At 60.7% G+C, this 267-nt stretch carries 1 protein-coding gene; it reads right to left on the minus strand.

Going from position 1 to position 267, the window contains the following annotated elements; all coding sequences use genetic code 11:
- Window positions 1-261: conjugal transfer protein TraN (gene traN / locus CVH10_RS21165; protein ID WP_369335940.1), on the minus strand; the 261-nt coding region annotated here is incomplete at its 3' end.
- Window positions 262-267: the final 6 nt, after the last annotated feature.

The following is a 267-nucleotide window of genomic DNA, read 5'->3' on the forward strand; positions in this document are numbered from 1 at the left end:
ACCCGCCATCTGTGCGATCAGCAGCGCGGCCAAGGCGTCGGGCATATCCGTGTCGCCGGCGTCCTCGTTTGCGATGCAGACGTCGCCAACGCAGAATTTCGTCTGGCAGCTGTTCTTCGTCTCGTTCGTAACGGTGTCCGTCTTGCACTCATAGACGTTCTCCCAGGAACGGCATTGCGCGTCGGGCACATCATCGAGGCAGACAGCCTTCTTCATCTGGCAGCCTGACGGCGGCGAGCAGTTATTCGTCGCCTCACCCATGACCTC

The organism is Halomonas sp. ND22Bw (genome assembly GCF_003011945.1).
Lineage (GTDB): Bacteria > Pseudomonadota > Gammaproteobacteria > Pseudomonadales > Halomonadaceae > Halomonas > Halomonas halophila.